Origin of the sequence: Paenibacillus terrae (genome assembly GCF_000943545.1) — a bacterium.
In the GTDB taxonomy this organism is placed as follows: Bacteria; Bacillota; Bacilli; order Paenibacillales; family Paenibacillaceae; genus Paenibacillus; species Paenibacillus terrae_A.
On the sequence record NZ_JTHP01000198.1, the window covers coordinates 1 to 573 of the forward strand.

The 573-nt window shown below is 40.7% G+C and carries 1 protein-coding gene and 1 pseudogene; one reads left to right on the forward strand and one right to left on the reverse strand.

Annotated features, from left to right (window positions below):
• Positions 1–197 (reverse strand): annotated as a pseudogene (locus tag QD47_RS29650) (helix-turn-helix domain-containing protein); the annotation flags it as partial.
• A gap of 140 nt (positions 198–337) precedes the next feature.
• Here QD47_RS29650 and QD47_RS29655 point away from each other — a divergent pair.
• Entirely contained in the window at positions 338–562 is a 225-nt protein-coding gene (locus QD47_RS29655; protein WP_152643921.1) for a helix-turn-helix domain-containing protein, read from the forward strand.
• The last annotated feature ends 11 nt before the right edge of the window (positions 563–573 follow it).

Sequence of the window (573 nt, forward strand, 5' to 3'; positions counted from 1 at the left end):
TTATATACGGTGACCTCACTGACACCTATCCGCTGGGCAATTTCAGCTTGAGTCGGAATTGCTCCTTGACTTTCGTCTGCCAGAAGAAGTACGAGACAACGATTGCGAATGCCTTTGGACGTAGAGTCGGCATGAAGGATGTTTTCAATGGTTTCGCGTTCCTTCGACTGGAGTTGTACCTCGTATTTTTTGTTCATCTGCAAGCCCTCCCAAATTCTTCTTATATAGAGAGCTTAAAGATGAAATCAGACTCGGTCAAGGTACTAGGATATTCAATACTAAAACGCTGGGGAGCCATAGACCTTGCTGTATGTGTCAAAAGCTTAAGGTTATTTCATTGAAATTAAACATTTATCTGATAGGAATTATAAAGGGACGGAGTGAAAAAGAAAGTATGGAAAAGTTCTCAGAACGGGTCAAGCAGCTAAGAAAAGGATATGGTTGGTCCCAAGAAACATTAGCACAGAAGATCGGGACTGAGCCTATAAAAATAGCAGGCTATGAATCAATGGATCATCACAACATGCCAGATATAGAGATTTTAATCACGTCTGTTGATTAACCAGAATAAGT